General features: G+C 72.8%; 20 protein-coding genes. 2 read left to right on the top strand and 18 right to left on the bottom strand.

Features of this window, described 5'->3' with window-relative positions; all coding sequences use genetic code 11:
- Window positions 1–27 precede the first annotated feature (27 nt).
- From STRTU_RS33145 to STRTU_RS33155, 3 genes are all read right to left on the bottom strand, one after another.
- Window positions 28–2,430, bottom strand: a complete 2,403-nt coding sequence (locus STRTU_RS33145; RefSeq protein ID WP_159748773.1) for a glycoside hydrolase family 65 protein — start codon at window positions 2,428–2,430, stop codon at window positions 28–30.
- Complete coding sequence (locus STRTU_RS33150) at window positions 2,427–3,191, bottom strand: HAD family hydrolase (protein ID WP_159748774.1); 765 nt, start codon at window positions 3,189–3,191, stop codon at window positions 2,427–2,429. The genes STRTU_RS33145 and STRTU_RS33150 overlap by 4 nt, the downstream gene beginning before the upstream one ends.
- A 99-nt stretch (window positions 3,192–3,290) precedes the next feature.
- Window positions 3,291–3,866, bottom strand: a complete 576-nt coding sequence (locus STRTU_RS33155; RefSeq protein WP_246241585.1) for an Rv1733c family protein — start codon at window positions 3,864–3,866, stop codon at window positions 3,291–3,293.
- Between the two features lie 200 nt (window positions 3,867–4,066).
- Here STRTU_RS33155 and STRTU_RS33160 point away from each other — a divergent pair, with 200 nt between their 5' ends.
- Complete coding sequence (locus STRTU_RS33160) at window positions 4,067–4,768, top strand: response regulator (RefSeq protein WP_159748775.1); 702 nt, start codon at window positions 4,067–4,069, stop codon at window positions 4,766–4,768.
- A gap of 48 nt (window positions 4,769–4,816) precedes the next feature.
- On the opposite strand, the gene STRTU_RS33165 is transcribed toward STRTU_RS33160, so the two are convergent.
- On the bottom strand, window positions 4,817–6,535 hold the full coding sequence (locus STRTU_RS33165) for a sensor histidine kinase (protein WP_159748776.1): 1,719 nt from the start codon (window positions 6,533–6,535) through the stop codon (window positions 4,817–4,819).
- Window positions 6,536–6,758: 223 nt separating this feature from the next.
- Here STRTU_RS33165 and STRTU_RS33170 point away from each other — a divergent pair, with 223 nt between their 5' ends.
- Window positions 6,759–7,634, top strand: coding sequence for a universal stress protein (locus tag STRTU_RS33170; RefSeq protein ID WP_159748777.1), 876 nt, complete (start codon window positions 6,759–6,761; stop codon window positions 7,632–7,634).
- A gap of 21 nt (window positions 7,635–7,655) precedes the next feature.
- Here STRTU_RS33170 and ppk2 read toward each other — a convergent pair whose 3' ends face one another.
- From ppk2 to STRTU_RS33240, 14 genes are all read right to left on the bottom strand, one after another.
- A complete protein-coding gene (ppk2, locus tag STRTU_RS33175; protein ID WP_159748778.1) occupies window positions 7,656–8,477 on the bottom strand; it encodes a polyphosphate kinase 2 in 822 nt (273 codons plus the stop codon).
- A 69-nt stretch (window positions 8,478–8,546) separates the two neighbouring features.
- Window positions 8,547–9,893, bottom strand: coding sequence for a nicotinate phosphoribosyltransferase (locus tag STRTU_RS33180; protein ID WP_159748779.1), 1,347 nt, complete (start codon window positions 9,891–9,893; stop codon window positions 8,547–8,549).
- Window positions 9,894–9,956: 63 nt separating this feature from the next.
- Complete coding sequence (locus STRTU_RS33185) at window positions 9,957–10,256, bottom strand: DUF1876 domain-containing protein (protein WP_159748780.1); 300 nt, start codon at window positions 10,254–10,256, stop codon at window positions 9,957–9,959.
- A gap of 187 nt (window positions 10,257–10,443) precedes the next feature.
- Window positions 10,444–11,313 carry a universal stress protein gene (locus STRTU_RS33190; protein ID WP_159748781.1) on the bottom strand — a complete coding sequence of 290 codons (870 nt, stop codon included), beginning with the start codon at window positions 11,311–11,313 and terminating at the stop codon, window positions 10,444–10,446.
- 109 nt (window positions 11,314–11,422) lie between these two features.
- Entirely contained in the window at window positions 11,423–12,691 is a 1,269-nt protein-coding gene (locus tag STRTU_RS33195) for a sugar ABC transporter permease (RefSeq protein ID WP_159748782.1), read from the bottom strand.
- On the bottom strand, window positions 12,688–13,497 hold the full coding sequence (locus STRTU_RS33200) for an ATP-binding cassette domain-containing protein (RefSeq protein WP_159748783.1): 810 nt from the start codon (window positions 13,495–13,497) through the stop codon (window positions 12,688–12,690). Before STRTU_RS33200 ends, STRTU_RS33195 begins: the two co-directional genes overlap by 4 nt.
- A gap of 11 nt (window positions 13,498–13,508) precedes the next feature.
- Window positions 13,509–14,609, bottom strand: coding sequence for a substrate-binding domain-containing protein (locus tag STRTU_RS33205; RefSeq protein ID WP_159748784.1), 1,101 nt, complete (start codon window positions 14,607–14,609; stop codon window positions 13,509–13,511).
- Between the two features lies 1 nt (window position 14,610).
- Window positions 14,611–17,016: a SpoIIE family protein phosphatase gene (locus STRTU_RS33210; protein WP_246241697.1), complete on the bottom strand. Its 2,406-nt coding sequence runs from the start codon at window positions 17,014–17,016 to the stop codon at window positions 14,611–14,613.
- Between the two features lie 263 nt (window positions 17,017–17,279).
- The gene (locus STRTU_RS33215; protein WP_159748786.1) at window positions 17,280–20,690 is read right to left on the bottom strand and encodes an SAV_2336 N-terminal domain-related protein; all 3,411 of its coding nucleotides are present in this window, start codon (window positions 20,688–20,690) and stop codon (window positions 17,280–17,282) included.
- Window positions 20,691–20,693: 3 nt separating this feature from the next.
- Window positions 20,694–21,647 carry an AAA family ATPase gene (locus STRTU_RS33220; protein ID WP_159748787.1) on the bottom strand — a complete coding sequence of 318 codons (954 nt, stop codon included), beginning with the start codon at window positions 21,645–21,647 and terminating at the stop codon, window positions 20,694–20,696.
- On the bottom strand, window positions 21,644–23,785 hold the full coding sequence (locus STRTU_RS33225; RefSeq protein WP_159748788.1) for a VMAP-C domain-containing protein: 2,142 nt from the start codon (window positions 23,783–23,785) through the stop codon (window positions 21,644–21,646). The genes STRTU_RS33220 and STRTU_RS33225 overlap by 4 nt, the downstream gene beginning before the upstream one ends.
- On the bottom strand, window positions 23,785–24,165 hold the full coding sequence (locus STRTU_RS33230; protein WP_159748789.1) for a CU044_2847 family protein: 381 nt from the start codon (window positions 24,163–24,165) through the stop codon (window positions 23,785–23,787). The genes STRTU_RS33225 and STRTU_RS33230 overlap by 1 nt, the downstream gene beginning before the upstream one ends.
- Window positions 24,166–24,277: 112 nt before the next feature.
- Window positions 24,278–25,306, bottom strand: coding sequence for a zinc-dependent alcohol dehydrogenase family protein (locus STRTU_RS33235; RefSeq protein WP_159748790.1), 1,029 nt, complete (start codon window positions 25,304–25,306; stop codon window positions 24,278–24,280).
- 126 nt (window positions 25,307–25,432) lie between these two features.
- The gene (locus STRTU_RS33240) at window positions 25,433–25,729 is read right to left on the bottom strand and encodes a hypothetical protein (RefSeq protein ID WP_159748791.1); all 297 of its coding nucleotides are present in this window, start codon (window positions 25,727–25,729) and stop codon (window positions 25,433–25,435) included.
- Between the last annotated feature and the right edge of the window lie 62 nt (window positions 25,730–25,791).

Here is a 25,791-nt window from a genome sequence, read left to right on the forward strand (position 1 = left end):
CAGGGCCGATAGGGCCCTTCGGCCCCCTCAGCCACCCGGCAGGCTCAGCCGCCGTGACGTACCGGGTGCGAGGGCGAACGATCGGTCACGCAGGTTCACCCGTACCGGGGCGTTCTCGGAGGCCGGGACCGCGATCCGCACCTGGTCGGCACGGATCCGCAGATCGACGTCCCAGTGGCGCCGGTAGCGGATCCGCACCCCGAACTTCGAGAGCTCGCGCAGCGGCGCCGGATCGAGCCACAGTGCCTGCTCACGGGTTTCCAGACCGGTCATGCCGCGCTGGACGAAGTCCAGGGTGCCGGCCATCGCGCCCAGGTGGATGCCCTCCGCGGTGGTGCCGCCCTGGACGTCCGCCACGTCCCCGGTCAGCGCCTCCTGGCAGTAGGTCCAGGCGTCCGGGCGGTGGACCCGGGCCAGCACCCAGGCGTGGACCAGGGCGCTGAGCGTCGAACCGTGACTGGTGCGGTGCAGGTAGTAGTCGACGGTGGCGTGCCAGGTGTCCTCGTCGAGGGGGTAGCCGAGCCCGCGGAACAGCGAGGCGAGCTCCGACGGTGCGAAGAGATAGCCCAGCATCAGGACATCGGCCTGTTTGGATGCCTGGTAGCGGTTGACCGTGTCGCCCTCCGCCTCCAGGATCCGGTCCAGCCGGCGGATGTCGCCGTAACGCTGCCGGTATCCGTGCCAGTCGAGTTCGGCGAGGTCCTCGTATCCGGCGAACTGGCTGATCACTCCGCGGTGGTAGGGCACATGGAGCCGGTGTGCGATGTCGTCCCAGCGCTCGGGCTCCTCGGGGGACAGCTGGATCCGTTCGAAGAGCTGCCGCTGATGGGGCTCGGGCAGGGTGTGGCACAGGTCGAGCGCGCGCCTCAGCACCCAGGCCGCCGTGACATTGGTGTAGGCGTTGTCGTCGACTCCGGGTGCGGCGGCGTCCGGATAGCCGTCGTGGTACTCGTCGGGTCCCACCACCCCGCGGATGCGGTAGCGGCCCAGGGAGGCGTCCCAGTCCACCGCCGAGGCCCAGAAGCGGGCGATCTCCAGCAGCATCTCCGCGCCCCTGGTGTGCAGAAACTCCGTGTCGCCGCTGGCCTGTCCGTACTGCCACACGTTGTAGGCGATCGCCGACCCGACGTGGTGCTGGAGCCGGGAGTGATCGGGCAGCCAGTGCCCCGAGCGCGGATTGAGATGGAGCTGCTGGGTCTCCTCGCGGCCGTCGCCCGCGCTCTGCCACGGGTACATCGCCCCGGTACGGCCCGCCTCCCGCGCCGCATGGCAGGCGGCGGGCAGCCGACGGTAGCGGTAGTCGAGCAGGGCCAAGGAGACCTGCGGGAGGTGCAGGTTCAGGAACGGCAGCACGAACAGCTCGTCCCAGAAGACATGCCCCCGGTACGCCTCGCCGTGCAGACCCCGGGCCGGCACCCCGACATCCAGCTCGGCGGTGTGCGGCGAGAGCGTCTGGAGCACATGGAAGAGGTGCAGCCGCAGGATGCGGCCCGCCTCACCGGGGACCTCCAGCTTGGCCTGCCGCCACAGGTTCTCCCAGGCGCGGCGGTGTTCGGCGCGCAGCCGCCGGAAGTGCGGGGCGAGGGCCACCGCGTCCACGGCCGCGTGCCGCGGGCTCTCGATCGCCGGGTCGCGGGAGGTGTACAGCGCCACGGTCTTCTCGACGACCGCGGGGGCGTCGGGGGTGAGCGGCAGGATCAGCGTGTGGGACGCCCGCAGCGCGGTCACCTGCGGCCGGGGCGGCCCGTCATGGCCGGAGGGGGTGCGGATCCGGGAGGCCAGCGCGATACGGATGTCCGAGTCGAGGGTGCGGCAGCTCAGCCATACCGTGTCCGGCTGCTCGGCGCCGGTCTCCCAGCCCGTCAGATGCTGGTCCGCGAGGCCGTGGTAGCGCGCGACACCGGCATTGCGGACCGCACCGTCGATCCCGGCCTCCACCTCCACCGCGCCCGTCCACCCGTCGGACGCGAAGCAGGTACGCAGCGCGGCCAGATGCGGCTCGCCCATGTGCACCAGGCGGCACTGCTCCACGGTCAGCCGCCGGCCGGCCTCGTCCTCGTAGACCGACCAGCGGGTCAGGGTGCCATGGCTCAGGTCCAGCGTCTGCCGGTGCTCCGTCAGATGCGGGTGGTCGGGGGAGAGCCAGGGGCCGGGGGCCGCGTCGGCGGGGCAGATCCGGTAGCGCAGCGGGAGCCAGTTGGGCAGATTGACCATGTCCTCGTTCTCGACGGAGCGGCCCGCCACGGTGGACAGCAGCCGGTTGTAGCAGCCGGCGGCATAGGTACCCGGATAGTGCACCGGACCGTCGAGCGCCTCGGATGCCGCGCCGCGGGTGGCGAAGTAGCCGTTGCCGAGGGTGCACAGGGTTTCGCGCAGCCGTTCCGTATCCGGGTCGTACCCCTCGTACGACCAGGTCCAGGCGCGCGTCATCCGCCCTCCTCCGGCATCAGCAGCTCACCGGGGTCGGCCACCACCACATCGGCGCCCCGGCGGCGCAGTGCGGTGGCGCTGTACGGGCCGGCCGTCCGGTCCACGCCCACCACCAGCCCGAATCCGCCGCGGCGGCCGGCTTCGACGCCGGCCAGGGCGTCCTCCACCACGGCGGTGTCCTGGGGCGGGACATCGAGCCGCCGGGCCGCTTCCACGAAGAGCGCCGGGTCCGGTTTCCCCGGCAGCCCCAGCCGGTTGACCTCGTTGCCGTCCACCACGGCCGCGAAGAACGGGCGCACCCCGGCCGCGGACAGCAGCTCGGTCGCATGGCGCGAGGCCGAGACGGCGGCTGACGGCACCCCGTGGTGCCGCAGCGCCGCCAGCAGACGCACGGTGCCCGGCCAGGGGACCAGGGGGTGGTCCCGCAGGCTCTCGCTGAACAACTCTTCCTTGCGGGCCGCGACGGCGCGGACGGTGGCCGTGCCCGGCGCGTCGTCCGGGTCGCCGAGCGGCAGGTCAAGCCCCCGGGAGTGCAGGAACGCGGCAGCGCCGTCCTCCCGGGCCCGGCCGTCGACATGGCGCAGATAGTCGTCCACCGGATCGAAGGGGCGCTGCCCGCCCACGGCCGCGAGGCAGGCGTCGAAGGCGCCCTTCCAGGCCGCGGCGTGCACCGTGGCGGAGTCGATGATGACCCCGTCGGTGTCGAAGATGACGGCCCGCAGGGAGTGCAGACACCCTGCCAGGGACGGCGCGCCGGTCATGGGACGAGTCCGTTCGTCGGTGTCCCTTCCATGGCACCACGACTGTGGGCCCGGGGCGCGCCGCAGGGACCGCCCGCCGTCCGTCGGCGGCCCGCCGTGTCACGTCGCCCGCTGCCCCCACCTGGGGTCTTCGGCCGCCCACTCCCGTTCCCACTGGGCGTAGCGGTGGCGGTTCAACAGGGCGCGGCCGGTGCGCTGGGCGCCGAGGAGCAGCAGCCCGGCCGAGGTGCCGGCCACGGTACCGAGGGCGATGCTCTCGCCCGTTGCCTGCCGGGGTGTGACGGGGTCGCGCACCAGCGCCCCGTGGCGGTCGACCAAGGCGGTGGTGCGGTCACCGGCCCGCAGGTCCGGCGCCACCGTCGTGACGCCCGTGCGGGTCGAGCCGTCGGCGGCCGTCCAGCGCACCGTCGCGTGGATCCGGGTGCCGACGCCTCCGGAGACGTCCACTCCGATCCGGGGCGGCGGATCCTCGGTCAGTACGGCCGATATCGTGTGCCGGCCCTGCCGTGCCAGCTCGGTTCCGTCGTCCACGGCCTGCGCGGCGGCCAGCCCGGCGGCCGGCGCGCCCAGGGCGATCAGCACGGCGGTCACCAGCACCAGCCAGCCCTCCGCCACATCCGAACGCCGTCGGAGCGGGCTGTGCCGCCACGGCCGGAGGAAGTCGCTAGGGAACATCACGCACCCCCTGCACCTGTGGCCCCGACCGTCGCATGCGGCACGAGGCCGCAGGAGGGGCCGAACGGCCCTCGCGGGGGGCCGGTCGGGGCCGGGCCCGGCATCCGCGGCGGCCCCGTTCGGCCCTGGTGTGCGTACGGGCGGCAGGGCGACGATGAGAACACCGCCCGCACCGGACGGCCGAGAGCGTGGAGGACGCCATGGGCGACGTACGCGAGTTCTCACCGCAGCGGCCGATCCGGGTGTTCCTGCTCGACGACCATGAAGTGGTGCGCCGCGGGGTGCGGGACCTGCTCGACGCGGAACCCGATATCGAGGTGGTCGGGGACGCGGGAACCGCGGGCCAGGCGCTGGCCCACGGTCCGGCGCTCGGCCCCGATGTCGCCGTGCTCGATGTGCGGCTGCCGGACGGTGACGGGATCAGCGTCTGCCGGGAGTTGCGGTCGCGGCTGCCCGGACTCGCCTGTCTGACGCTCACCTCGTTCGATGACGACGAGGCGCTGCTGGACGCGATCATGGCGGGCGCGGCGGGCTATGTCCTGAAGGAGATCAAGGGGTCGGACCTGGTCGCCGCCGTCCGCACGGTCGCCGCCGGCCGTTCGCTGCTCGACCCGGCGAGCACCGCGCGGCTGATGGACGGTCTGCGTGGGGCGGATACCGGCGTGGACACCGGTGAGGCGGACGCGCTGTCCGGGCTGTCGCCGCGGGATCGGGAGGTTCTCGGGCTGATCCGCGCGGGATTGACGAACCGTCAGATCGCTCGGCGGCTCCACCTTTCCGAGGAGACGGTCAAGAGCCATGTCTCGGGTCTGCTGGCCGGGCTCGGGGTGGAACGCCGTATCCAGGCGGCCGTCCTCGCCGCCCAGGGACCGCCGTCGGCCGCCGGGCCGGAGCGCCCCTGACCCTCCTGGTCCGGACGGACCGTACCGGCCCGGACTCCGGGCCGCGCCTCAGGACGACGGAAGCGGCGCCTGCCACAGCAGCCGGGTGCCGCCCTGCGCCGGGGTCTCCAGCGTCAGCTCGCCGCCCACACTCTCCGCCCGCTTGGCGAGATTGCTCAGCCCGCTCCGCCGGCCGTGGCGCGGCAGGCCCACCCCGTTGTCCGTGACGCTCAGGCTCAGCGCACCGCCGCCCACGGCCAGGGAGACCTCCACCGCGGTGGCGTGCGCATGCCGCGCGGCATTGCTCAGCGCTTCGCCCAGCACCGCCACCACATGCTCCGCGATATCGGCCGGCACATCGGTGTCGATGAGCCCCTGCATACGGAGCGACGGGGTGAACCCCAGGGCGCGGGCGGCCTGTTCCACCGCCGTGACGATGCGGCCCCGCAGCCCGTGACCGGGCCGGCCCGAGGTGCGGAGCCCGAAGATGGTGGACCTGATGATCTTGATCGTCTCGTCCAGATCGTCCACCGCGCGCAACAACCGCTCGCTCGCCGCCGGATGGTCCACGAAACGGACCGCGCTCTGCAGCGTCATCCCCGTGGCGAAGAGCCGCTGGATCGCCAGATCGTGCAGATCACGCGCGATCCGGTCGCGGTCCTGAAGGAGCGTGAGCTGCTCGGCGGACCGCCGTCGGTCGGCCAGTTCCATGGCCAGCGCGGCCTGACCCGCGAAGGTCAGCAGCGGGCCGGTCTCCAGCTCGGTGAACGGGGGCCGCTCCCGCACCCGTGCCACCAGCAGCACCCCACGAGGCCGGCCACCGGTGATCATCGGGACGGCGACCGCGGGCCCCAGCCCCATCCAGCGCGGCGGCCCCGCGGTGATCCGTGGATCCTTCTCGACCTCGGTGCTGATCATCGGCTCCCGCCGGTCCAGCGCCGCTCCCATGAACGAGCCCTGCCGGGGGAGCAGCAGCCCGCGGTGCGCCTCGGCGTCGACGCCGGACGCCAGCGCGACATGCAGCGCCGCCCCGTCCGGCTCGGGCACCGCGATCACACCGAGGTCCGCGGTGAGAATCTCCCGCGCCTGGTCCACGATCAGCCCCAGCGCCGCCATCTCGTCCGCCCCCGGCAGCAGCAGCCGGGCGACGATCTCACCGTTGGCCTCCTGCCACCGCTGCCGGTAGCGGGCCTCCTCGTACAGCCGCGCGTTCTCGACGGCCACGCCCGCCGCCACCGCCAGCGTCGAGAGCACCGTCTCGTCCTCGGCGTCGAAGTCGCCACCGCCCCGTTTCTCGGTGAGATAGAGATTCCCGAACACCTCGTCGCCGACCCGGATGGGCACCCCGAGGAAGGAGCGCATGGGCGGGTGGTGCGGCGGAAAGCCGTACGACGACGGGTGCCGGGACAGTTCCGGGAGCCGCAGCGGCCGGGGATGCCGGATCAGCTCGCCCAGCAGGCCGTGTCCCTCGGGCAGCCGGCCGATCGCCTGCTGTTGTGCGTCGGTGACCCCGACCGGCAGGAACTGGGAGAGCCGGGTGCCCTCGGAGACCACGCCCAGCGCCCCGTACTCGGCGTCCACGAGCACCACCGCCGCTTCCACGATGCGGCGCAGTACCTGCGGCAGATCCAGCTCCCTGCCCACCGAGAGCACGGCCTCCAGCAGCAGGTTCACCGGGTCGCCGGGGCCCTGCCGCAGAGCGTCGAGGCGCTGTTGCAGCTCGTCCGGCAGCGCGTCGAGCCGGCGCCGGGCGGTGTCGTGCCGGCCGCTTCCGTGGTCGCCCACCATGGCCTCCGCTGGATGGCCCCTCACGAGGGCGGGGCCGTACCTCCACGGTAGCCGCGGTGCCCTTCCGGGGCTTGTCCCGGAAGGGCGCGGACCGGGCGCCGGGACAAGCAGGACCGGGCGGCCCACCGCCCGGTATCCGTCCGGACCTGCGCACCCCCCGGACCCGGTGCGACGGTGGCAGTAGGGACATGTCCGCGCCGATGCGAGGAAGGACGTGGCGGCGATGGTGCATCCGCTGGTCGTGGGGACCGATGGGTCGGATACCGCCTTCCGGGCGCTCGACTGGGCCGCGGACGAGGCGGCGCGCCACGGCCTTCCGCTGCGGGTCGTCTACGCCTCCCGGTGGGAGCGCTTCGAGGGCACGGTGCCGCCGGACGGCGGGGAGCGCCCCAGCGAGCAGGTACTCGCGGAGTCCGTCGTCGCCTCCGCCGCCGAGGTCGCCCGCCGCAAGCAGACGGACATCGAGATCTCGGGGGAGGTGCTCGCCACCGACGCGATCACCGCTCTGCTGAACGAGGGGCTCCATGCGACGGCGCTGATCCTCGGCTCCCGTGGGCGCGGCGAGATCGCCGGTCTGCTGCTGGGGTCGGTCAGCCTGGCGGTGTCGGCCCGCGCCCGGTGCCCGGTCATCGTGGTGCGCGGGGACGTGGCCGGACTGGCGGGCACGCATGGGCGCATCCTCCTCACCGTCGCCGATCCGGCCGCGGAGACGGCGGCCGTCCGCTTCGCCTTCCGCGAGGCAGCGGCCCGCCAGTGCACGCTGGAGGCGGTATGCGCCTGGCCCCTCCCGGTACGCGATGCGACCGAGGCCCCGCTGCTCGCCGCGGACGCCCGGCGCTACCACGAGAAGCAGGCGTCGGCGCTGCTGGACGAGGCGCTGGACGGGGTGGTCGCGGAGTATCCGGCGGTCCGGGTACGGCGGGTCACGGTCGAGGGCCCCGCCCACAAGGTTCTGGTGCACCGTACGGCCGCCGCGGACCTGCTGGTGACCGGGGCACAGCAGCGCCATGGCCACTTCGGGCTCCAGCTCGGGCGGCTGGCGCACACCGCGCTCTGCCATGCCACCTGTCCCGTGGCGGTGGTCCCACAGCAGGTCTGAAGCGGAGCCGCCGGGCCGCCGTCACCGCTCCAACCCGGCCGCGTGATCGGGCACATACGTCTGCAGATCGCGGGGCGGCCGCTGATAGCCGGTGGCGGACGGCCGGGGCGGGAGTTCGAGCTCCGGCGGGGCGATGTCGCGATAGGGAACCGTCGACAGCAGATGGGCGATCATGTTCAGCCGGGCCCGGCGTTTGTCGTCGCTCTCGACGACGTACCACGGTGCCTCCGCGATATCCGTGTGGACGAACATGTCGTCCTTGGCTCGCGAGTACTCCTCCCAGCGGGTCAGCGACTCCAGGTCCATGGGGGAGAGCTTCCAGCGCCGGGTCGGGTCCTCCAGCCGGCGCCGGAACCGCTGCTCCTGGACCTCATCACTCACCGAGAACCAGTATTTGCGCAGCAGGATCCCGTCCTCCACCAGCATCCGCTCGAAGACCGGGCACTGCCGCAGAAACCGCTGGTGCTCGGCCGGCGTGCAGAATCCCATCACCCGCTCGACACCGGCCCGGTTGTACCAGCTGCGGTCGAACAGCACGATCTCGCCCGCCGCCGGAAGGTGCTCCGTATAGCGCTGGAAGTACCACTGGGAGCGCTGCCGCTCGGTCGGCCGGGGCAGTGCCACGATCCGTGCCACCCGGGGGTTGAGGTGCTCGGTGACGCGTTTGATCGTGCTGCCCTTGCCGGCCGCGTCGCGCCCCTCGAAGGCCACCACCAGCCGGGCGCCCTCGGCCCGTACCCACTCCTGGAGCTTCACCAGCTCCGTCTGCAGCCGGTACAGCTCCCGCTCGTAGATCTTCCGCGGCACCTTCGCCGGGCCGTTGCCGCCCTGTTTCTCCGCCATACGACGACGGTACGGAGAAATGCCGCACCGGGCCTCCCGGCCTCAGGCGTACGGCCGGGCCTCCCGGCCTCAGGCGTGTGAGCCGAACGGGGCCAGGACTTCGCGTTCGATCCGCCGCCGCACCCGGTGGGTCAGGTCGGCGAGCCGTTTCGACACCCGCGGCCGCACCGCATGCGGCGACCGGATGGACCGGGCCGTCGCGGGCAGCTCCGCGAGATCCGCCACGACCCGCCGCCGGGCGTCCATCAGCCGGCCGCGCGCGGTGCTCCGCACACCCCCGCGCATCAGCGTCTCCAGCAGCGGCGTACTGCCCGCCGGGAGCGGCTCATCGGCCAGGCCGATCACATCGTGGCACCCGGGCCTGCGGAAGACCTGCTTGCGCCCCGGGGCGCTCGCCTTCGCCGCCGACAGCTTCATCACCGGCCGGCCGTCGTAGGCCACGAGCTTGTACGCCGAGTCCAGGGAGGGGGCGTCGGCACTGACTCCGACGCGCGTGCCCACGGCGTAGACATCGATCGGCGCGCCCGCCCGTGCCAGGTCGTGCACGGCGAACTCGTCCAGTCCGCCGCTCGCGACGATCCGCACCTGCGGCAGCCCCGCGTTGTCCAGGATCGAGCGGGCCCGCACGGCGAGTTCCGCCAGGTCACCGCTGTCCAGGCGGATGGCCGACCCGTCGCCGCGGCCCAGCCCGTTCAGCACCCGGGCCGCGGCCGCGACACCGGACTCGGTGTCGTAGGTGTCCACCAGAAAGGTCACCGGGCCGGGGTGGCAGAGCGCGAACGCGGTGAACGCCGCCTCCTCGTCCTCGAACGCCTCGATGTATGAGTGGGCCATCGTGCCGACGGCCGGCAGATCCTCGGCGTGCGCCGCCGCCACATTGCTGGTGCCCGCGAATCCGGTCATGGCACCGAGCCGGGCCACCTGGTAGGCGGCGGCGGTCCCCGGCGCGCGCCGCAGCGAGAAGTCCACGACGGAGCGGCCCCGCGCGGCGAGCACACAGCGGACGCATTTGGAGGCGAGGGCAGTCTGATGGGTGAGGTGATTCAGCACCAAGGACTCCACCAGCTGCGCCTGCGGCAAAGGAGCGGTGATCTCCAGCAGCGGCTCACCCGCCAGCACCACCCGCCCCTCGGGCACCGCCCGGACCTCACCGGTGAACCGCATGCCCAGCAGCGGCGCCAGCTCCCGCGCGGGTCGTTGCAACGCCTCGGCGAACACCTCGACATCCTCGTGTCCGACCGTGAATCCGGCGAGGAAGTCCAGGACGGTTTCGGCCCCCGCGGCGATCAGAAATCCCCGTTCCGGCGGCAGCGCCCGTACAAAGCAGCTGAAGGTCGCCGGTTGCGTCATGCCCTCGTGCAGATACGAGAGGGCCATGGTGACTTCGTACAGGTCGGTGGTCGTCGCATCCGACATGGCCGACTCCTTCCACGGACGGCCGGGCCACCGGTCGGCTGCGGCCGCCGCCCGCACCCGGGCTCACGCCATGGCGTCCGTCCAGCCGTAGGCGACGCGATGCTCACGCCGCTTCGGTGCGGCACCGACACCTTCCAGATCGTGGTCGGCCACCCGCAGCAGCTTCCCGGCGAGGTCCTGCACCGCACGCCCGGCCGCGATCTCGTCGCCGATCTCCGGTACGTCCCGGTCCTCGGGGCTGCACCGGGCGATGCCGTGCCCGGCGAGGGTGGTGGTTCCGGTACGGAGCTCCACCCGCGCCTTGGTCGTCCCGTCCTCCTCGAAGAGGTACAGCCGGACGGGCCATTCGACTGTGTGTGCCATGGTGTGCCTCCGCTTCCCCTGCCGCGGGCACGCTCCGGAGGCCGCGGCCGCACCGCGACCGGGGTGGCCGCACCGTCGGCAGCTGCTCCCGCTGTATGAGCCCCTACCGTCATCATCCGCCTTCTGCCGTGGCGCGTCCTGGCACGCCGGTGGCCGTCACGGACCGTGGCGCCCGTGGCCGTAACGGTCATTCAGGGGGCACCACGGCCACCGGACACGGAGCGTGGTGGACGACCGCCTGCACGACATGGCCGATCCGGGGGCCCGGCAGCCGGTGCCGGTGCCGTCGGCCGACGACGAGCAGCCCCGCGTCCGCGGCACTGTGCAGCAGCGCGGGCGCCGGACTCTCCATCACCACCCGCTCGTCCACCCGCAGGTCCGGATACTTGTCGCGCCAGGGCCGCAGGGCGGCGGCCAGCTCCTGCCGCGCGTCCTGCTCCGCCTCCTCGGCGGCGACCGGCTCCACCCCGCCCCCGCGGTTGTACGCGTACGAGGGAAGGTGCCTGCCATGGACGGCACGCAGGGTGACACCCCGCCGGGCGGCGCTGTCGAAGGCGAAGGCGAGCAGCGCCTCACACGGCTCATGGAGGCTCAGCGCCATCATCACCTCGCCCGCGCCCTCGTGCGCCCCGGGGTCCTGCCGGGCGCGTACCAGGACGAGGGGGGAGGCGGTGTGCGCCACCAGCCGCAGTCCGAGCTCACCGAGCGCATAGCGGGACACCGGGCCCAGATCCCGGGAGCCGAGCACCAGCAGATCCGACTCTTCCGCGGCTTCCTGCAGGGCCACGGGCGGGTCCTTGGCCACCAGGACCTCGTCCACCGGAAGGTCCGGGAAACGGGCGTGGACCATCGTGGCGGCGTCATTCATCATCCGGTGGGGCCAGTAGTTCTGGTCCTCTCCGGCCTCCGGGCGGGGTGTGGGCTCCGGCGCGAGCAGCACCCAGGCATGCAGCAGCCGCAGGCGCGCATGACGAAGCCGCGCCTCCTCCGCCGCCCACCGGATCGCGGACAGGGACTCGGCCGTACCGTCCACACCGGCGGTGATGACATCCTTCATGGCCTCGCTCCATTCCTGGCGCGCTCGGCGCGTTCGCGCCCCCACTTCAAGGGTGCTCGACCTTCTCCGCTCCGGCATGAGCCACTCGGTCCCTCCCGCCGCCGCGGGGTCAGAGCCGTCCGTGCGCCCGCTGCGCCCGCCGCGACAGCGAGTCGATGACCACGGCGATCAGCAGCACCCCGCCCGTGATCATGAACTGCACGGCCGTCTGGATGCCCATCAGGGCCACACCGGAGGCGATCGACTGGATCACCAGGACACCGAGCAGAGCCGACCAGGTGCGGCCCCGGCCGCCGAACAGACTGGTGCCGCCGATCACCGCCGCCGCGATGACGTCCATCAGCAGCAGACCCGCCCCCGAGGTCTGACTGGCCGAGGTGACCCGCGAGGCCAGGAACAGCCCGCCGACCGCCGCCATCGTGCCGGACATCATGAAGACCGAGATACGGACCAGATCCACATTGAGGCCGGTGCGGCGGGAGGCTTCGACGCTGCCGCCGAGCGCGAAGATCATGCGTCCGTAGCGGGTCCGGCGCAGCACACAGTCCAGACCGACCAGCACCACCAGGAAGATCAACAGGGCCAGCGGGAGCCCCAGGAACTGATTGAGGACGAACGCCGAGGCCATCGCGATCGCCGCCAGCACGCCGGTGCGCAGCAGGATCTCGCTCAGCGGCCGGGCGGGCACACCGGCGGCCCGGCGCCGCCGCGCGTCATGGTACGAAGCCAGGAAGTACCCGGCGGTGCCCAGCGCCGCCAGGCCGTACGCGGCGGCCACATTGTGGAAGTAGTAGCCGGTCAGCATCGCGAGCAGGCCCTTGTCGTCGATGTTGATCGTGCCGTTGGCGCCCAGGATGTAGAGCATCAGGCCGTTCCAGCCCAGCAGCCCCGCAAGGGTGACCACGAACGCCGGTACCCCGACCTTGGCGAGGAAGAACCCCTGCACGGCACCGATCGCCATACCGCCGAGCACCGCGATGAGCAGTGCGAGCCCCTCCGGCACGCCGTGACTCACATTCAGCACCGCGAACGCGGCCGCGGCCAGGCCGCTGACCGAGCCGACCGAGAGATCGATCTCGCCCAGCAGCAGCACGAAGACGACGCCCACCGAGATCATGCCGGTGCCGACGATGTCCACGCTCAGATTGGACAGGTTGCGCGGCGACAGAAAGTTCTCATTGAGGCTCTCGAAGATGATCCAGACCACGATCAGGCCGAGCGCGACCGGGACCGAGCCGAGCTCCCCGCTGTGGAACCTGCGCTTGAGGATCTCCAGCGGGTTCTGGGTACCGAACTCGGGCGCCAGCCGCCGCCGGTCGGCAGCGGTCACCGCACCGCCGGCCGTCTTCTGCTTCCTGAGCGCCCATGTCCGGCTCATGACTCCCCTTCCCATTCCGGCGCCTTGCGGCGGGTCACGGCGTTGTCCGTGGCCCCGGTGATGGAGGAGATGATCTGTTCGTGCGAGGTGGTCGTCACATCGAAGAACCCGTTGTTCCGGCCCAGCCGCAGTACGGCGATCCAGTCCGCGACCGCCTTGATGTCACCCATGTTGTGGCTGATGAGCAGCACCCCGAGACCGCGCTCCCGCAGCTGGTCGACGAGGTCGAGGACCTGGGCGGTCTGTTCGATGCCCAGGGACGCGGTGGGCTCGTCGAGCAGCACCAGCCGGGGCTCGCCGAGGAGCGAGCGGGAGATCGCGACGGTCTGCCGCTGGCCGCCGGAGAGCGAGGCGACCGGCAGGCGGACGTCGGGCATCCGGATGGCCAGCATGTCGAGCAGGTCCAGGGTGAGGCGCTCCATCTCCACCTCGTCGAGCACACCGCCCCGGTGGATCTCCCGGCCGAGGAAGAGATTGCCGACCACATCGAGGTTGTCGCACAGCGCGAGGTCCTGGTAGACGGTGGCGATTCCCAGGTCCTGGGCGTCGTGCGGGCGGGCGAGGTGAACCGGCCGGCCCTCCCACTCCACCACGCCCTCATCGGCGGGATCGACTCCGGCGATCACTCTGATCAGCGTGGACTTTCCGGCGCCGTTGTCGCCCACGAGCGCGACGACCTGACCGGCGCGGATCTCCAGATCGACATCGGCCAGGGCCTGGACGGCGCCGTACCGCTTGAAGATGCCGCGCAGCGCCAGCAGCGGCGGTACCGGCCTCGGCCGCCGGAGAGTTGCGCCGGACTCCATGGATGCCTGCCTTACCTGAGGAGCCCCGCCTTCTTGCAGGCGGACTCGAACTTGGGGGTACAGATCTGATCGATCCGGTACATGCCGTCCTTGACCACGGTGTTCTTGATGTTGTGCACATTCACGGAGACCGGGGTGAGCAGTACGGCCGGGATGCCGCGGTGGGTGGGGCTGTTGACCGTGTGTGTCGTGATGCCTTTGAGCTTCTCGCCGCGTCCCAGCGCGACGGCCATGGCGGCGGCGGTGCCCGCCTCGGGCGCGAAGGGCTTGTAGACCGTCATGATCTGATCACCCGTCACCAAGCGCTGAATGGCGGCGAGTTCGGCGTCCTGGCCGGTGATCGGCGGCAGCGGGGTGACCTTGGCGGCATGCAGGGCGGCGATGATACCGGCGGCCAGACCGTCATTCGCGGAGTAGACGCCGTCGATATGGTCGGCGCCGAGCGCCGAGATGGCGGCGGACATATTGCGATTCGCGTTCTCCGGCCGCCAGTCACCGGTCTCATAGACCTTCCCGATCTTCACCCTGCCCTTGAGCACGGCGAGCGCGCCCTGCTTGAACCAGGCGGAGTTGGGGTCCGACGAAGCGCCGTTCATCATGACGATCTGGGCGTGACGCGCTTGGGGGCCGAGCGCCTTGAGCAGCGCCTCGCCCTGCAGCCTGCCGACCGTCGCACCGTTGAAGGAGACATAGGCGGACACCGGCCCCTCGACGAGACGGTCATAGGCGACGACCGGGATCCCGGCCCGCCGCGCGCTCTCCACCGACGAACGCAGCGACTTGGAGTCGACGGCGTCCAGGATCAGCACCTGAACCTGCTTGGTGATCATCGCGTCCATCTGCTGCTGCTGAGTGGCCACATCGTGCTGCGCGCTGACCGTCTCCACCGTGCAATCGGGGCACAGCCGATGGATCTTCTTCTCGATCAGCGGCTTGTCGAAGTGGTAGAGGCGCGAGGTGTTGTCCGGGAGCAGCACCCCGATCTTCGGGGCGCCCCCGGAGGCGGACCCGCCTGACTCCCGTGCCCCGCCGGCCTCTCCGCAGGCGACCGGGCCGGCCACCAGGCACACCCCGACGAGCAGGGCAGCGGCGCCACGCAGACGGGCACGCACCTCAGCGCACCTCCTCACCGCTCCGCGGGCCGTCCGCGGCGCCCGGCGACTCCGCGGAGCCGAGCCGCTCGCCCGGCTCCAGCGCGATCTCGCTCCACACCTGCTTGCCGCCGCTCAGCGGCACCGAACCCCAGGACGCCGACATCGCCTCGACCAGCAGCAGCCCACGGCCACCGGTCGACTCCCAGTCCACGCTCGCCGGCTTGACGGGGGAGCGCGGCGAAGCGTCGTTCACCCCCACCCGCAGCCGGTCCGCACTCAGCGTCAGATCCAGCCGCACCTCCCCCTGGGTATGGGCGATGGCGTTGGTGACCAGCTCGGACACCACCAGCAGGGCCACGTCCTGCTCCTCCGTCACGCCCCAGGAGCGCAGGGTGCGCCCGGTGAAGCGGCGGGCGTGCATCACGGCGTCCGGGAGCCGCCACACCGTCCAGCGGGCCCGGGTCGGGCGGACCCGCATCCCGTCGTAGCGCAGCACCAGCACGGCCACATCGTCGTCCCGCCGCTTCGCGCCCCCGAGCAGGGCATCGGCGAGCTCACCGGCATCGGCCGGATCGGCCGCGGCCAGCGCGGCCCGCACCCGGCGGAGCCCGTCCTCCAAGGGGAGGCTCGCCGACTCGGCCAGGCCGTCCGTGAGCAGGGCGAGCACGGTGCCGGGGGCCAGCCCCACCTCGGTCAGCGGGAACTCGGCGTCCTCGGCCACCCCCAGCGGCGGCCCGCCCTCGACCACCAGCTCCTCGGTACCGCCGTCGGGCAGCCGCAGCAGCGGCGGCAGATGCCCGGCCCGGACGAACCAGGCGATGCCCTCCTCCACGTCCAGGTCCACATAGCAGCAGGTGGCGAACAGATCGGTCTCCATGCCCAGGAGCAGCCGGTTGGCATGGGCGATCACCACATCGGGCGGGTGGCCCTCCACCGCATAGGCCCTGATGGCCGTGCGCATCTGGCCCATGATCGTGGCCGCCCCGGCGCTGTGCCCCTCCACATCGCCGATGACCAGCGCGATACGGCCGTCGGACAGCGGAATGACGTCATACCAGTCGCCGCCCACTTCCAGCCCCATCGTGGCCGGCAGATAGCGGGCCACGGCCACCCCTCCGGGCAGCGACGGCAGCTTGCGGGGCAGCAGACTGCGCTGGAGCATCGTGGCGAGCTCATGCCCGGCGTCCATTGCGTGGGCGCGCACCAGGGCCTGCCCCACCAGCCCCGCGGTCGCGGTCAGCAGGGACCGCTCCTCCGGCCCGAAATGGTGGTCCTCCTCCCAGCCGATCAGGCACACCCCGACGATCCGCCCTTCGGCCGGCAACGGCAGCACGGCGAGCCCACCGGGCCCGATGCCCGCGAGATCGGCTTCCAGGGCCGCACCCGGCGGCCACAGGGCGACATGCCCGCTACGCAGCACGCTCTCCAGCGTGGGCATCGAGTGGCAGGCCGCATCGGGCCACTCCGACCGCCAGTCGGAGCGCCACGCAGCGGGCCAGGCACCGGGCTCCGGAGGATCGAGGACGGACACCACGAACCGGTCGGCCTCCAGCTCGGCCACCGCCACCCGCTCGGCCGCCAGCGGCGCCCGCAGCGCGGCGACCACCACCCGGCTGACGTCCCGGATCGTGGTGGCCCCGGCCAGCGCGGCCGACAGCCGCTGCACGATGGAGACCTCGTCGGCCGTAGGGCGCAGATAGGAGGCGTCGGCGACCACCCCCAGCATCCGCTCCGGCGCGCCATCGGCGCCGACCAGCACCCGGCAGCGCAGGCTCAGCCAGTGCAGCTCGCCGTTGGGCCGGCGGATACGGATCGACAACTGCTGCCCGGACCCGGGCAGCCCGCCCGGCTCCACGATCGACATCAGCGCCGGAACGTCGTCCGGCACCGTGCGCTCCAGCAGCGTCTCCACCCGCCGGTCGAACTCCTCCGGGGCGATGCCGAACAGCTCCAGCACCTGTGCGTCCGCGTCCATCCGCCCGGTGCGCAGGATCAGCGTGAAGGCGCCGCCCCGGAGGGTGTCCAGCCCAGGACCGAGCAGCGACCGCCGCTCCGTCTGCGCCATCACCCGGGCCGCGACGGCCTCCAGCCCCGCGGCCACCTGGTCGGCGTGCAGCTCCAGGAGGTGGCGGCGGTCCGCGTCGAAGGCGTCGGTGGCCTTGTCCATGACCACCAGGCACCCCAGCCGCCGGACGCTCCCGCCCAGCGGCAGCACACCCAACGACACATCGGCGGGCGGCTTCCCTGCCCCGTCCCAGGGGTCCGTGTCAGCGCTGTCCGCAGCCCCCGTCAGGTCGTACTCCGCGAGCTCCGCCGGGCCCAGCCACAGGGCGGTGCCGCTGCGGAAGGCCGTGGCGACGGGGGAATTGCCGGACAGCGGATAGCTCATCGGCAACCCGTAGGGGACGCCGGAGCCCCCGACCATCTCGGCCAGCTGAAGTACGCCGTCCGCTTCGGCCGGCACGTAGACGGCGGTCAGCTCAGCCCCGGTAGACCCAAGGACTCGTGCGGTCACTGCCTGCACCGCCTCCGTACGCCGGAAGCCGTCGTCATAAGCCACGGTCGCCGTATCCGCCCTCGGGGGCCAGGGCGTCCACCCCGCCACCGCCTCATCGGATATGTCGTGAATGAACGGTCTTCCCTCCATGGTGCGGCACGCAGGGAGCCGGGAGCTAGTCGGCGCGGGGGTCACGGTGTGTGATCGGGGAAGTCCTCCGCCAGCAGCACGGCGAGGTCGAGGAACGCGTCCTGCGTACGGGACCGCAGCCGGGCGAGTTCGATGTCCCGCTGGCTGTCGAGGCGGTAGTCGAAGGGGATGAAGACCATCCCGCCCGGATGGCCGCGGAACTGCTCGGTGAAGTCGTCACGCCGGACCGGCCGGTCCGCTCCGGGAAGGCTGGTGACCGCGAGGACGGCACGCTCCGCCAGCTCCGGGTAGCCGCGGCGCGCGAGATGGGTCAGCAGCGTCTGCGTCTGACCGATGCCGGGCTCGGTCATCCGGGCCACGACGACCAGACGGTGCGTCATCGACAGGACGGTGTCGGTGACGCTCTCGGTCAGCACCGGGGCCCAGTCCGCGAGGACGACGGAGAAATGCCGGCTCAGCAGCTCCATCAGCCGACGGTACTCCTCCTCGTACACCGCGACCGGTGTGGTGCGGCCCAGGCCGTGGGTGAGTGCACGCAGCCCTGACGGGCCGTCCAGTGTGTGGCGCAGCACCTCCTCGTAGCTGTCGGCCGCGGGCAGCGTACGGAGCAGATCGTGGCGCAGGCCGGCCGCGCCGCCGCGGTTCAGCCGGGCCGCCAGCTCGCCGAGCGCGTGACCGGCGTCGAGCGCGATCACCCGCCCGCCGCGCGCGGCGGCCAGCACTGCCCCCAGGGCGAGCGTGACGGTGCTCCGGCCGACACCGGTATCGACGCCGACGACGGTCGTCCGGTAGCTGAACCGCAGGTGGGCACCGATCAGTTCCAGCTTTTGCTGCTGCTCCGGGCCCATCCGCCGCCGCCCCAGCCGGGGCACCGGAACGCCGCCCCCGAGCGGCCGGTCCGCCGCTTGACCGGTCGCCGCGGAGTCCTGCTCCAGCGGGATCTGCGGGCCCGGACGGAACGAGTAGTGTGCGGCGCTCCCGGGGCCGGCCGCGCCACCGGCATCCGAGCCGCCCGTCCGCAGCTCCGTCGCCATCGGCACGTAACGGGCGAAGCCCTCGGCGACCTCACCGGCGGTCGGGCGGCGGCGCGGGTCCTCGGACAGACAGGCCGTGACGATCTCGCGCAACGGCCGCCAGGTGTCGCCCTGCCACAGCGCCATGTCCCCGCTCTCCGCGGACTGCGGGGTGTGGTGCTTGTCCCCGAGCCGGCGCAGGATCTGCCCCAGCGACTCGACGTTGTCCGCCATCGTGGGGACCGCTTCCGCCCCACGGGCCCGGAACTCTCCGTCGATGCCACACCGGCCCAGACCGGTCAGCATCAGGGAGCGCCCGACGACATGCACGCTCTGCGGCGTCAGTTCGGGCAGCACCAGCCCCTTGAGGTGGCACAGATTGACGGCGCTCGCGAGATGCCATCCGTAGGCGATGGACAGCAGGGTGTCGCGGCGCAGCTGGGAGCCGGTGGCGGCCCGCAGCAGGCTGCTGAGCTTGGGCGGCGGCTCGCCCTGGTCCTGCCCGGACGGACGGTAGAGCTGCATGGCCAGCCACGGCGGATCGTCGCGCGGGCCCGTCGCGAGCAGCAGCGGCGCATACTGTCCGGCCATCCGCCCCAGCGCCTCCGCCTCGGTGGCGAGCATCGCCGCCGCCTCGTCCGGCGCGCCTGGCCTGATCACCCGGACCGCGGCCTCCTTGCCGTGCCGGTCGCGGCCCAGATATACGAGCGACCGTGTGCCGGGCTGCCGGCCGTGCAGGGTGTACGGGCCCAGCCGGCGCGGGTCCCGCGAGGTGAGCGGCCGCCAGCCGTCGGGGTCGGCCGGCTCCGTGTCGTCATCCGGCGGCGCCACCTGCACGGAGGCGCCGAGCCGGGCCATCAGCCGCCGTTCCACGGACGAGAAGGCCCGCGAACCGGTCGGCAGGTGGTCCATCCCGTCCGGATGCGCGAGCCAGGCGGGGAAGTCGGGGGAGCGCCCGGCCAGTTGCTCCAGCCGCCGGCCGATATGACGGCCGGTGCGCAGGACTTCGGGCGTGGACACCGCGTCCAGCAGCGCCGACTTGGCCGCCTCGGAGAAGTCGAAGATCCGGTGCTGGTCCCGCAGCGGCCCGGCCACCGGCGCCTCCACGGGCTGCATCAGCCCGCCCAGGAACACCTCGGCCAGATGGGCGGTGTCGGCCGACCACGGCACCGCCGACTGCACCAGCCGCATCACCGGCACGGAAACGGGCGCCACCGCCGCGATATGCGCGGCGAGCCGGTACGCCTCGGGCGAGGCCGCGTCACGGAAGTGCCGCACGCTGTCCAGCCCGTCGCCGGACGGGGCGACGGGGCGCGCGGCCGGGGCGTGCAGCAGCGGGAGCTGGACCGTGCCGCCGGTCGAGGCGAGCAGCCGGGACCAGGCCGAGACGGGGCCCGCGGAGGTCTCCAGCACCGGCACCGGCAGCCCGTGAAACGGCGCGAGGTCGGCGGGCAGGACCGGATCGCTGACGCTCCACGACGCCCCGGCGGCGCCGCGCCGACGCGTCGTCACCCGCCAGCGCCCGGCCTGGATACCGGAGCCGCCCCACAGCCGCGGCGGCAGCGCATGGAGCACCGCCACCGGCCCGTTCGCCGCCCAGCGCCCCAGCACCCGGTGCATCCGGCCGTCCCGCCAGGCGGTCCCCATCCCATCGCTGAGCAGCAGGATCAGCGTCTGGCCCGACGGGTCGGCCAGCACCGCCGGGGGCAGCGAGGTGGTGTCCGGGTCGAAGGGGCGGCCGCGCAGCAACGGGGCGTCGGGCCCGCGGGTGTCCAGCCCGTGCACATGGACCATCCGGAACGCCCCGACCCGCTGCATCATCGTCCGCCACTCGACGGCGAGCCGCCGCCACAGCAGCATCGACATCCCGTCGTCCACCACGAGCGCCAGATCGAGCCAGCGTTCATGCCCAGGGCGCAGCACGACATCGGGCAGCCCGCTCTCGGCCAGCGCGGCGGCCGTCGCCGCCTCGTCGAACTCCTGGATACGGGTGGTGGTCCGGCGCTGCCGCAGTGGACGCAGGGCGCGGCCGATGCCCAGCTCACCCAGGAGCGCCTTGTTCTCCGGCACCCGCAGTGGGATCGCCGCGCTCGTCTTCGGCGGCAGCGGGAATTCGCGCCGCGACGGACGAGGGACCGTCCGGGGCTCCGGCGCGGCATGCAGATCGCCGCCGAGGTCGTCCAGCGGCAGGACGTCCTGGGGTTCCGCTTCCGCCATGGCCGCGTCGTCCGGCAGGGGCGGTGGTGGCTTTGGGCACACCTCGTCGGCCGCCGCCCGGTGTCCGGGGCCCAACGCCCGTGCCAGCGGCGCCGATTGCGGATCGTCCGGCAACCGTCCGGCCAGCCAGAGCGCGTCGAGCAGGGAGTGCCGGTCCAGCTCGACACCGGCCCCCGCGAAGACCGCGAGCACCTCCCGGAGCCGGTCGGATCCCTCTGTCATCGCTCAGACGGTCCCGCCGAGTTGATGCAGCACGGCGTCCAGCAGCCCGTCGGCGTCCAGATCGACGCCGCCGACGCGCAGGAAGACGGCGTTGAGCAGCTGGTCGGTGGCGAGTTCGCCCGGACCGCGGCGCTGCAGGAACGACCTGAGCAGATCCTCGACGCCGACCAGCGCGCCGTCACCGAGATGAGCCGCCACGATGGCCCGGAGCCGCTCCTCGTCGGGGGTGGGCAGATCCAGCCGGATACAGCGGCGCAGGAACGCCGGCGGGAAATCCCGCTCCCCGTTGCTCGTGATCACCACCACCGGGAATTCGGTGCACAGGACCTTGCCCCGCTCCACCGTGACCGGATCCTGGGAGTCGGCCACCAGGACCTGGATCACCGACTGCGCCTCGGGCAGCCTGGCCAGCTCCGGAATCTCGAAGACGCCCTCCTCGAAAACGGTCAGCAGATCATTGGGCAGATCGACGTCCCCCTTGTCGAGCTCATCGACGAGCAGCACCCGCGGCCGGGGGCCCGGCACCAGCGCCGTGCCCAGCGGACCGAGGCGGACAAAGCTCCCGATGGACGGCTCGGCCTCTCCGCGGTCACGGCTGAGCGTGGTCTCCCGCAGCCGCCCGATGGCGTCGTAGCGGTACAGGGCGTCCTGCACATTGGCCCGGCTGTTCACCGGCCAGCGCAGCACCTCACCCAGGTCGAGCTCATGGGCGACCGCCCTGGCCAGCGACGACTTGCCGGTGCCGGCCGGACCGGTGACCAGGAGCGGCCGGCGCAGATGGAGCGCGGCATTGACCACATCGGCGTGCTCCGGGGCGATCAGATACGGCAGGGGGCCGGGGGCGCCGCGACGGGAGCCGCCGAACCTGCGCCAGGGCGGGGCCTGCGGCAGGGTGACCCGGCGCTGGGTGCCGTCGCCCTGGAACAGCCGCCAGTCGGCGGTGGGTTCGGGGTTCATAGGAGCTCCGTGGGTTCGGAAAGCTGGAGTTCGGGCAGGGCGCGGTCGGGGTCGGCCCAGGCGAGGACGGGCCTGCCCGGATGGTCGGCGGGACGGTGCAGGGTCTTGGCGCGGTAGGAACGGACCTGCTCGGGCAGCGCACGGGCCGGGGCGTCCGCCACCTGCTGGACGGCATGCGATATCTCGTGCGCCGGAACGCGGTCCCACAGCACGACGGGAACGCCCATCGCCAGACACAGCTGGATGATCTCCATCCGGGCCCGAGCGGACACCTCCACCGACACCCGGGCGGCTTCGCGCCGGTCGAGCAACTTGCCGTACGCCTCGCGCACTCCGGTGGACGTACCGGTGATACGAAGCGGGCCGGAGGATTCCAGATGTTCCCAGCGGTGGCGCCAGTCGGTGAGAAAACGCTCATTGCGCCGCAGGAGTTCCGGACAGTGCACGACCACCGCGTACTCCGCGCCCAGCACCCCCGGGATCAGGCCGTCCGGATCGGCGAACTCCCACTCGTCCACGGGGAGTTCGAGGCAGTCACGGTCGAGGAGGACTTCGACGACCGGCCGGACGCCCTCGGGAGCGGACCGGCAGAGCCGTTCCAGGAGCCGCAGCACCGCCCCGGCGGTCTCCGCCGCGCTGTACCGGCGGCCGGTCTCGGTCGGCGCTCGGTTCGGGCCCATCCCGTCGTCGCTCCACAGGCGCAGATGGAAGGTGTCCGCACCGGCCTTGACCAGATGCACCAACAGCCGCGGTGGCCGGGTCCGGCGCCGCCGCCCGAGCGCCCATTCGTCGGCGTCGGCGCGGCGCTCCCGCAGCGAGGGCGCGGGGATGCCGAGCCGAGTGGCGACGCGGTCGGCCCACAGCCGCAGCCCGGCCCGCTCCGTCGCGGGACACAGCACCGCCACATATTCGACCGCCCGCAGCAGGCCGGGCACCCGCAGTTCGCCCGGTCCGGAACGGCTGTCGCCGGAGAGCTGCTCCAGCCTGCCCAGCAGCTCGGGAAACCCGGCGTCACAGGGGAGTTCGGCGACCAGCGGCAGCGCGGCCCGTACGGCCTCGGGCAGCAGATCCGTGAGTTCGGCCGGCAGCCCGGTCAGAAGCGCCAGCAGCTGGTCGTGCTCCCGCGGCGACAGCAGCCGGGGCACCGCGGACAGCTTTCCCGCCGCGATCAGCGCGGAGACCGCCCCGGGGTCCCGGGAGCGCAGCGCTTCCGTCAGCGCGGCCAGCGCCCGCTCCTCGGTCACCAGGATCCGCGCGAACTCCTCCGGAGACGGGGCGGACCCGTCGGTGGGGTGCCCGAGACCGCAGCGTTCGGCGACCGCCCTGGCGGAGTCGGCCCGGGAGAACGGGGTGGGCAGCACATTCGCCAGCAGATCGGCGAGGACGGCCTGCGCGGGATCGTCGTCGCACACCGGCCGGTCGAGCAAAGCCCCGGCGCCGGCTGCCCGCAGCTCCGTCTCGATCCGCTGCCACGGAATGCCCCAACTGCGGCGGGTGACATGCCGGGAGTCGTAGCCCTGGTCGACGGGCGGCAGCATGCAGGCGGCCACGAGTCCCACGACCGCGCCCTCGGCCTCCGACCACAGGGGGCCGCCGCTGTAGGCGGGCCCGATCGCCATACCGGACAGCGCGCCGTCCAGATAACCGACCCGGCTGTCACAGGTCTTCACCCGGACATCGGCGTACGAGCCGCTCAACGCGCTGCCGTGCCAGGCGCGCACGGACTGGCCCTCCCGCATCGCCCGGAACTCCGGCGGAGCAGCCGGGCACGGTAACTCGGCACCGACTCTGAGCACCGCCAGATCGCCCGCCCACTCCAACTCCCCGCGCCCAGGCGGGCCGTCCCTTCCGTCGAGCCGCCGCGGCGGAATCCAGTGGACGGGCAGCGCCTCGTGCAGCCGAGCACCGGCCGGGCCGTGCGTCTGCACCCGGAGCGTCGCGCCGTCCGGCCGGCCGTCGTCGAAGAGTTCCTTCCCGAGCGCGTCATTGACGACATGCGCGCAGGTCAGCAGGTGATACGGCGTCAGCACCACGGCCGCGCCCGCCGCTTTGCCGTCCCCGGCATCCAGCACCGACGCCACCCGGAACCGGGGATCCGCCGCATCGTCGGTGCCCGATACGGCGCGGAACCAGCCCATTACTCCGCCCGCTGCGGCTGCCAGGTCGCCGTGATCGTCAGACTCGCATGGCCGTTGGCCCCGACGATGCCGAGCTTGAGATCCTGGCCGACCTGCACCCCGAACTGCACCGACATCTCATGCGGCGGTCGTTCGGACGCGGTGACCGCATCATGGATCTCCTGGAGCAGGGGCCCGAGCGGACGCAGTGTCGTACGCATCGCCGCGACGGCTCCCGCTCCGGCCGCCACGCCGCCACGGGCCACGGGTACGGTCGGGCCCATACCGTCGGGCAGATCGGCCTCTTGGGGCTGCGCCGGGGGTGCGGCCGCGGCCGTCGGGGCCAGCTCCAGGCGGACCGACGTCCCGTCGGCAAGGCTGAGTTCAGAGAGATGAGGCACTCCTCCATTGTGCCGATCAGCGGTGCGCACGGCAGCGGAACGGACGGATCATCCGCGGTGGGCGGGTGGCCTGGTGGCTGCCTCCCGTTTCCTGCCTCCCGCCTCCGCCCGCTCAGTCGGGCGTCAGTACGGCGGCGCCGTGCACCCGGTCGGCAGCCAGGTCCGCGAGTGCCTCCGGGGCGCGGCTCAACGGGTAGGGGCTGACGGTGACCTGGATGCCGATCCTCGCCGCGGTCGCCAGGAACTCACGGCCGTCCTCCCGGGTATTGGAGGTCACGCTGCACAGATTCCGCTCGTAGAAGAGATGGCGCTGATAGCTGAGCGGCGGGATGTCGGTGAGGTGGATACCGGCCACGGCCAGGGTGCCGGAGCGGTCCAGTGCCTCCAGCGCCACCGGCACCAGGTCGCCCACCGGCGCGAAGAGAATCGCCGAGTCCAGCGGTTCGGGCGGCCGGCCGTAGGCGTCGCCGGCCGAGGACGCGCCCAGTTCCAGGGCGAGTTCACGGGCCGGTGCGGACCGGGTCAGCACATGGACGGTGGCCCCTTCGGCCAGTGCGACCTGCGCGGCCAGATGCGCCGAGGCGCCAAAACCGTAGATGCCGAGCCGGCCACCGGCCGGTAGCGCACTGCGGCGCAGCGCGCGATAGCCGATGATCCCGGCGCACAACAGCGGCGCCAGCAGCGTGGCGTCCTGGTTTTCCGGGAGCGGGTAGGCGTAGTCCGCGGGGACGACGGCGGCTTCGGCGAAGCCGCCATCAGTGTCCCAGCCGGTGTACACCGAGGCCGGGCAGAGGTTCTCGTGGCCCGCGCGGCAGTAGCGGCAGATGCCGCAGGTGCCGCGCAGCCAGGCCCCGCCGGCCCGGTCCCCGACCCGGAACCGGGTGACTGCCGCACCGGTGGCGGTCACCCGGCCGACGATTTCGTGGCCCGGCACGGTCGACGGGCGGTGCGGGGGCAGATCCCCCTCCGCCAGATGCAGATCCGTACGGCAGACACCGCACGCTTCCACCCTGAGCAACAGCTCATCCGGGCCGGGCTCGGGAACGGGGCGACGGACCGACGCCAGCGGGCCGGAGCCAATCGGACCGGGATGCCGGACGGCCCACGCGGCCAGAGTGCCGGGGCCTGAATCGGAGCCCATGACTCCAGGATGGCGCCCACGGGGGAGCCGGACAAACGGTGCGCCGCAGGGGCCCGCCGCCGCTCGAACGCGGGTTGCCGCGCGGCTCCACCCGGGACGGCCGGCCGCCGGGCCCCGGCACCCGGCTCAGCCGAGAAGCGCGGTCAGCTTCTCCCTCAGCCAGGCGAACAGACGCCTCTTGGCGGCGGGAGCGCCGGGAGCGCCGGGAGCGGCGGCGGTGGGGGCGTCGGGAGTGGCGGGAGCAGGGGGAGTAGCGGGCGAGGTGGCGGCGACGGCGTCCGGCGGTTCGACCGGCGGGGGTGCCGGGCTGCTCGGGCGCTGCGCCGGGGGCTGGGTCATGGGGGCTTTCGTGGGCTTCGTCCGGGTGCGTGCGGCCTCGGCGCGGACGAGCGCGCCAAGAGCGGCAAAGACGTCGATGGGCATGCCGAATCTCCTGCGGTGGTGGTCCCGAGAGCTGATGACGGCAGGCCGCAGTCGCCCCGTGG

Source organism: Streptomyces tubercidicus (assembly GCF_027497495.1).
Classification (GTDB): domain Bacteria; phylum Actinomycetota; class Actinomycetes; order Streptomycetales; family Streptomycetaceae; genus Streptomyces; species Streptomyces tubercidicus.